Source organism: Lysobacter enzymogenes (genome assembly GCF_017168095.1).
Taxonomy (GTDB): domain Bacteria; phylum Pseudomonadota; class Gammaproteobacteria; order Xanthomonadales; family Xanthomonadaceae; genus Lysobacter; species Lysobacter enzymogenes_D.
Map to the genome: position 1 here is coordinate 1 of NZ_LXSD01000220.1, position 6,208 is coordinate 6,208.

A 6,208-nucleotide genomic window follows, 5' to 3' on the forward strand; every position below is an offset into this window, starting at 1 on the left:
GCCGGCGCGCGCTCAGCGCGCGGCCGCCGGCTTGGGCACCGGCGCGGCCAGGGCGCGCTCGATCGCCGCCACCACCGCCGGATCGTCCGGCGTGGTCTTGCTGCCGTAGCTGGCGATCAGCTTGCCGTCGCGGCCGATCAGGTACTTGTGGAAGTTCCACTTCGGCGCCTCGCCGGCGGCCTTGGCCAGGTCCTTGTACAGCGGCGTGGCCTGATCGCCGACCACGTGCACCTTCTCGAACATCGGGAACTTGACCCCGTAGGTCAGCGTGCAGAACTCCTGGATCTGCTTCTCGTCCTCGAACTCCTGGGCCTTGAAGTCGCCCGAGGGGAAGCCGAGCACGGCGAAGCCGCGCGCCTTGTACTTGGCGTGCAGGCCTTCCAGCGCCTCGAACTGCGGGGTGAAGCCGCACTTGCTGGCGGTGTTGACCACCAGCACGACGTCGCCGGCATAGGTCTTGGCCAGGTCCACCGGCTGCTTGCCGGCGAGCGGGCGGAAGCTGCGGTCGAGCAGGCCGCCGGCCGCGGCGGCGGCGCCGACGGCCAGGGTCAGGCCGAGCGCCAGCGCGGCGCGGGCGGCACGGCGGGGTTGCGGGGAAGCGGTCGCGGGCATGGGGGCGCCTTCTGGATGAGGGGAAAGGCCCGGGCGGCGGGCCGCAAGCGGGTTGCGGCCGGCCGCGGCGCGGGATCGGGCCCAGTATGACTTCAGTTGGGTCCGCGGCGATTGACTCGGCGTGTTTAGGTGTTATAGTTGCATACAACACCGGCCCACTAGAGAGCAGGACCCCGCCATGAACCGCAAGCTGCACAATTCCATTTCGGCCCTGATGGCCGCTGGCGGCGCCCTGGTCCTGGGCCTGGTGGTGGCGCTGCCGCTGCCCGCCCCGGACCGCCCGCCGGCGCCGGCGCTGGCCCAGTTCGCCGCCGACGCGCCGGCGACCCGTCCGATCGAGGTCGACCTCGGCGCGGTCAAGGCGCGGATCAGCTTCGACCGCGACTTCCTCGAACGCGCCCGCAGCCGCTCCGGCGACGTCGCCGGCGCCGTGCGCAAGATCGAGCAGCGCGCCCAGCAACTGGAAAACACCGAGCGCGCCGCCGAGCTGACCACGCTCGCCGGCGCCCTGGCCGGCGACGTCGCCGACCTGGCCGCGCTGGCCAACGCGGTCGCGCCGGCCTCCTTCGCCCCCTCCTCCAACGCCGCCGCGGAGTCGGCCGGCGCCGCCGAACCCAAGCGCAAGGCCGGAAGCGCCGCGCGCCGCAACCGCAGCAATCTCGTTATGCCCTATTTCTCCTTCCTGTCGCGGGGCTGAGCCATGACCGCAATCCAATGGAGCGACGGCGCTCCGATCTACCGCCAACTCAAAGAGCGCGTCGTGGCGATGATGCTCGACGGCGTGCTCAAGCCGGGCGACGCACTGCCTTCGGTGCGTCAGGTGGCGGCCGAATACCAACTCAATCCCATCACCGTCTCGCGCGCCTACCAAGAGTTGGCCGACGAGGCACTGGTCGAAAAACGCCGAGGCCTGGGCATGTACGTGACCGAAGAAGCCGCCAAGAAACTGCTCCTCAACGAACGCGACCGGTTCCTGCGCGAGGAATGGCCGCTGGTGCTCGAACGCATCGCCCGGCTCGGCCTGCGCGCGGACGAGCTGCTCGGCGGCGACGCCGCCGGCGAAGCCACCCACAAGGCGGACGCCCCATGACCAACGCCACCCACATCGACCCCGGCCACGTGGTCCGCGCCCGCGGCCTGCGCAAGATCTACCGCAACAAGGCCGCGCTGGACGGCGCCGACTTCGACATTCCCGCCGGCCGCATCGTCGGCCTGATCGGCCCCAACGGCGCCGGCAAGACCACCGCGCTCAAGGCCGTGCTCGGCCTGACCCAGTTCGACGGCGAACTGTCGGTGCTGGGCCTGGACCCGCGCAGCCAGCGCGACGCGCTGATGCGCGAGGTCTGCTTCATCGCCGACGTGGCGGTGCTGCCGCGCTGGCTGCGGGTGCGCGAGGCGATCGAATTCGTCGCCGGCGTGCATCCGCGCTTCGACCGGGCCAAGTGCGAGCGCTTCCTGCACGGCACCCAGCTCAAGCCGGACCTGCGCGTGCGCGAGATGTCCAAGGGCATGATCGTGCAACTGCACCTGGCCCTGGTGATGGCCATCGACGCGCGCCTGCTGGTGCTCGACGAGCCGACCCTGGGCCTGGACATCCTCTACCGCAAGCAGTTCTACCAGCGCCTGCTGGAGGATTACTTCGACGAGAACAAGACCATCGTGGTCACCACCCACCAGGTCGAGGAGATCGAGCACATCCTCACCGACGTGATGTTCATCCGCGACGGCAAGATCGTGCTGGATTGCCCGATGGAAGACCTCGGCGGCCGCTTCGTCGAAGTGCTGGTCGACCGCGACAAGGCCGAACACGCGCGCACGCTCGGCCCGCTCGACGAACGCGCCCTGCCGTTCGGCAAGACCGTGATGCTGTTCGACGGCGTCGCCGCCGCCCAGCTCGACGGACTCGGCGAAGCCCGCACGCCGGGCCTGGCCGACCTGTTCGTCGCCACCATGAAGGGGACCTACGCATGAACGCCGCCACCGACGACTATTCCGCACCCGCCGCCGTCCCCCGCGCGGCTGCCGCGATCCCCGCCTCGCGGGTGTTCCTGATGCTGCTCAAGCGCGAGTTCTGGGAACACCGCGGCGGCTTCCTGTGGGGGCCGCTGATCGCCGGCGCGGTCGCGGTGATCTTCACCGTGCTCGGCGTGATCGGCGGCTCGGTGCTGTTCAACAAGTACGCCGTGCGCGACCACGACGGCATCAATCTGGAAATGACCGGCGACATGGCCCGCGCCGGCCAGATCGGCGACGCCGCGCTCGCCGGCGGCCTGGGCATCGTCTGCCTGGTGTTCGTGTTCGTAGTGTTCTTCTACGCGCTCGGCTCGCTCTACGACGAGCGCAAGGACCGCAGCATCCTGTTCTGGAAATCGCTGCCGGTGTCCGACACCCAGGCGGTGCTGTCCAAGCTGGCGTGGGCGCTGCTGCTGGCGCCGTTGCTGGCCGCGGCGATCGGCCTGGCGGTGGGCCTGGTGATGTGGACGCTGGCGTGGCTGGCGGCGGTGCTCAACGGCTTCAGCGGCGCCGGCGCGATCTTCACCCAGGCCCATCCGTTCCGCCTGCTCGGCGAGCTGGCGCTGTCGGTGCCGGTGTACTCGCTGTGGGCGCTGCCGACCGTGGGCTGGCTGATGCTGTGCTCGGCCTGGGCGCGCGCCGTGCCGTTCGTCTGGGCGGTGGTGATCCCGCTGCTGGCCTGCGTGTTCGTCAGCTTCCTCGACGTGATGCCGGGCATCGAGATCCCGCACCGCGCGATCTGGTACACGGTGGCGCTGCGCGGCCTGCTCAGCGTGGTGCCGGGCACCTGGTTCCTGCACGACCGCTTCAGCGACGACGCCCAGCAGGCGGCGATGAAGGGCTCCGAAGCGCTCAACCAGCTGGATTCGGCCTCGAGCCTGCAGGTGCTGGCCACCGCCGACCTGTGGATCGGCGCGGTCATCGGCGCGGCCATGATCTTCGCCGCGATCCGCCTGCGCCGCTGGCGCGACGAAGGCTGAGGCGCGCGGCCGGCGCGGCCTGCGATTCGCCAGGCGCCTTGCAACCGTGCCGGCCCGGCCCGCATCACAGCCCTACCTCATCGTTGTTCAGGAGCTTTCCATGCGTCCCCTGCTCGCCCTGCTCTGCGCCGCGCTGCTGCCCGGCGCCGCCCTCGCCGCCGACCGCTGCGACAACGCCCAGCCGCGCAGCCTCGCGCTCGACCTCAAGGGCGCCAAGGTCGTGGTGTTCGAAATCGGTTCCGACGACCTGGTGGTGGAAGGCGGCAACGGCGCCGCCGCGGTGACCGGCCGCGCCTGCGCCAGCAACGCCGCCGACCTGCCCGGCCTGACCGTGAGCCAGCGCCGCGAAGGCGACAAGCTGGTGGTCGTGGCCCAACACGCCAACCGCCTGGGCCTGAACTTCAACGGCCAGTACCACATGCAATTGCGCGCCAGCGTGCCGCAGGATCTGCGCGTGCAGCTCAAGGTCGGCTCCGGCGACGCCTCGGTGCGCAACGTCGCCGCGCTCAGCGCCGACGTCAATTCCGGCGACATCGACGTGGCCAACGTGCGCGGCCTCACCGTCGCCTCGGTCGGCTCGGGCGACGTGACCCTGCGCGACATCGGCGCGCTGCAGATCGTCGACCTGGGGTCGGGCGACCTGAAGGCGCGCGGCGTCGGCGGCGACGTCAAGATCGGCCGGGTCGGCTCGGGCGACGTCGAGCTGCATCAGGTCGCCGGTTCGGTGACCGTGGACCGCGTCGGCTCGGGCGACCTCGACGTCGACGGCGTGCGCGGCGACCTGCGCGTGGCGCGGGTCGGCAGCGGCGACGTGCGCCACCGCGGCGTGGCCGGCAAGGTCGACGTGCCCAGGAACGACTGATCGCCGGCGCGGGCGGGCCGCGCGCCGCCCGCCCGCGCCGTTTCCATCCCCGCGCGCCGCCACGAGACGCCGCTCATGACCACCCGCCGTTCTTCCATCGCCCTGATCCTCGCCGCCGCGCTCGCCGCGGGCCTGGCCGGCGGCTGTTCGCGCGATTCCGGCTCCGACCCCCACGTGGTCGTCATCAATCATTTGTCGATGGACGGCGACCGACTGCTGGTACGCGGCGACGGCCAGCGCGCGCAGATCGCCCCCGACGGCGCGATCGCCATCGACGGCAAGGCGCTGGCGTTGAACCCGGCGCAGCAGGCCGCCGGCCGCGCGTTCTACGTAGAGGCGACCGGCATCCGCCGCGACGGCGCCGCCATCGGCCAGGCCGGCGCGGCGATGGCCGGGAACGTGCTGAGCACGGTGGCGCAGGACCTGCGCTCGGGCCGCACCGACCAGACCGAGGCCAAGGTCGAGGCGCAGGCCGAGAAACTGCGCGAACAGGCCATGCAGATCTGCCGGCGGGTCGGCGCCTTGCGCGTCGCCCAGGAAAAGCTCGTCGCCCAGGTGCCGCAGTTCCAGCCGTTCGCGAGCAAGAACCTCACCACCGGCGAGGAATGCCGGCCGCGCAGCTGACGACTGCTTGGCTCGGGACTGGAGCTCGGGTGCGCTCGGGGTGCATCGCGCTGAAGTCTCTGGATCCCCGCCTTCGCGGGGATGACGGCTTGGAGAGGAGCGGCGAATCCGATCTGCCGCGAAACCCAACCGCCGCGAAACCCATCTCCCGTCATGCCCGCGAAGGCGGGCATCCAGGGCTCCATCGCGACATGACTCTGAAGTCTCTGGATCCCCGCCTTCGCGGGGATGACGGCTTGGAGAGGCGCGGCGAATCCGATTTGCCGCGAAACCCAACCGCCGCGAAACCTACCTACCGTCATGCCCGCGAACGCGGGCATCCAGGGCTCCATCGCGACACGACTCTGAAGTCCCTGGCCCCCGCACCCGCGCGGATGACGACGGATTCCCCCAAGCGCCCTCAGTCGAACTCGCGCCCATCGCCCGCACTGTCGCGGGTGTTCTTCTGCACCGCGATCGCCGCGAACAGGCTCATCGCATAGGCCATCGCGTAGAACCCCTTCTCGCTGAAGGCGATCTGCGCGTTCCACAGGCCGATGAACATCAGCGTCAACGCCGCCAGCACCGAGGTCCAGGCCAGGCCGTAGTAAAGGTTGGTCACCGGGATGCCTTCCATCCGGTCGCGCACCGACTTCTGCACCGACACCGCCGCGAACAGGCCGTAAAGCAGCAAGGTGAGGTAATAGCCCTTCTCGTTGAGCTGCAGGCCGGCGTTCCACAGCCCGACCAGGTAGGTCAGCGAGCCGAGCACGAGCGCGCCCCACGAAGCGCCCACGAACGCCGCCGAGGGCTTGCGGGAAATGGCACGGTTCATATCGCGTCCTTGAATGAGCGGCGGCCGGCGACCGCCGAGAGGTCCGCCGTCCGCGCGCGGCGGAGCGGCTTGCCGTGCGGGCCGGTCCAGCCCGCGCCGCCACTGTGGCCACGGCAGCGGGCGCCGTCATCCGCGGCGCGGCAAGTATCGATAAGGAAGACGCGGGGTGCAGGAAACGGCTACGCGCCGGAGGCGTAGCGGCGCGGCAACGCCGCGGGTTGCGCGACCATCCGCCGCGCAACGGGGCAACACCAGCGATGAGGCGGCCGCGCGCCGTTGCGGCGGCGCCGCCGCGCGCCGCGA

The 6,208-nt window shown here is 70.9% G+C and carries 8 protein-coding genes; 6 read left to right on the top strand and 2 right to left on the bottom strand.

Annotated elements, in window-relative coordinates; genetic code table 11:
- Positions 1–12: 12 nt before the first annotated feature.
- Positions 13–612: a glutathione peroxidase gene (locus A7A76_RS05655; protein WP_206410279.1), complete on the bottom strand. Its 600-nt coding sequence runs from the start codon at positions 610–612 to the stop codon at positions 13–15.
- Between the two features lie 178 nt (positions 613–790).
- Between A7A76_RS05655 and A7A76_RS05660 the strand changes: the two genes are divergently transcribed.
- The 6 genes from A7A76_RS05660 (at position 791) to A7A76_RS05685 (ending at position 5,091) form a co-directional block, all read left to right on the top strand.
- The gene (locus A7A76_RS05660; RefSeq protein WP_206410280.1) at positions 791–1,309 is read left to right on the top strand and encodes a hypothetical protein; all 519 of its coding nucleotides are present in this window, start codon (positions 791–793) and stop codon (positions 1,307–1,309) included.
- A 3-nt stretch (positions 1,310–1,312) separates the two neighbouring features.
- Positions 1,313–1,702, top strand: a complete 390-nt coding sequence (locus A7A76_RS05665; RefSeq protein WP_206410281.1) for a GntR family transcriptional regulator — start codon at positions 1,313–1,315, stop codon at positions 1,700–1,702.
- Entirely contained in the window at positions 1,699–2,583 is an 885-nt protein-coding gene (locus A7A76_RS05670) for an ABC transporter ATP-binding protein (RefSeq protein WP_206410282.1), read from the top strand. The genes A7A76_RS05665 and A7A76_RS05670 overlap by 4 nt, the downstream gene beginning before the upstream one ends.
- Positions 2,584–2,663: 80 nt before the next feature.
- Positions 2,664–3,605, top strand: coding sequence for an ABC transporter permease (locus tag A7A76_RS05675; RefSeq protein ID WP_428995091.1), 942 nt, complete (start codon positions 2,664–2,666; stop codon positions 3,603–3,605).
- Between the two features lie 100 nt (positions 3,606–3,705).
- Positions 3,706–4,467, top strand: a complete 762-nt coding sequence (locus A7A76_RS05680; RefSeq protein WP_206410284.1) for a DUF4097 family beta strand repeat-containing protein — start codon at positions 3,706–3,708, stop codon at positions 4,465–4,467.
- Positions 4,468–4,542: 75 nt separating this feature from the next.
- Positions 4,543–5,091 carry a hypothetical protein gene (locus A7A76_RS05685; RefSeq protein WP_206410285.1) on the top strand — a complete coding sequence of 183 codons (549 nt, stop codon included), beginning with the start codon at positions 4,543–4,545 and terminating at the stop codon, positions 5,089–5,091.
- A 400-nt stretch (positions 5,092–5,491) separates the two neighbouring features.
- On the opposite strand, the gene yiaA is transcribed toward A7A76_RS05685, so the two are convergent.
- Positions 5,492–5,905: an inner membrane protein YiaA gene (gene yiaA, locus A7A76_RS05690; RefSeq protein WP_206410286.1), complete on the bottom strand. Its 414-nt coding sequence runs from the start codon at positions 5,903–5,905 to the stop codon at positions 5,492–5,494.
- Positions 5,906–6,208: the final 303 nt, after the last annotated feature.

What these genes read in the sequence shown, in the direction of transcription:
- A7A76_RS05685 (WP_206410285.1), top strand. Translation starts at nt 4,543, where the DNA reads ATGACCACCCGCCGTTCTTCCATCGCCCTGATCCTCGCCGCCGCGCTC.
- A7A76_RS05655 (WP_206410279.1), bottom strand. Translation starts at nt 612, where the DNA reads ATGCCCGCGACCGCTTCCCCGCAACCCCGCCGTGCCGCCCGCGCCGCG.
- A7A76_RS05660 (WP_206410280.1), top strand. Translation starts at nt 791, where the DNA reads ATGAACCGCAAGCTGCACAATTCCATTTCGGCCCTGATGGCCGCTGGC.
- A7A76_RS05670 (WP_206410282.1), top strand. Translation starts at nt 1,699, where the DNA reads ATGACCAACGCCACCCACATCGACCCCGGCCACGTGGTCCGCGCCCGC.
- A7A76_RS05675 (WP_428995091.1), top strand. Translation starts at nt 2,664, where the DNA reads ATGCTGCTCAAGCGCGAGTTCTGGGAACACCGCGGCGGCTTCCTGTGG.
- A7A76_RS05665 (WP_206410281.1), top strand. Translation starts at nt 1,313, where the DNA reads ATGACCGCAATCCAATGGAGCGACGGCGCTCCGATCTACCGCCAACTC.
- A7A76_RS05680 (WP_206410284.1), top strand. Translation starts at nt 3,706, where the DNA reads ATGCGTCCCCTGCTCGCCCTGCTCTGCGCCGCGCTGCTGCCCGGCGCC.
- yiaA (WP_206410286.1), bottom strand. Translation starts at nt 5,905, where the DNA reads ATGAACCGTGCCATTTCCCGCAAGCCCTCGGCGGCGTTCGTGGGCGCT.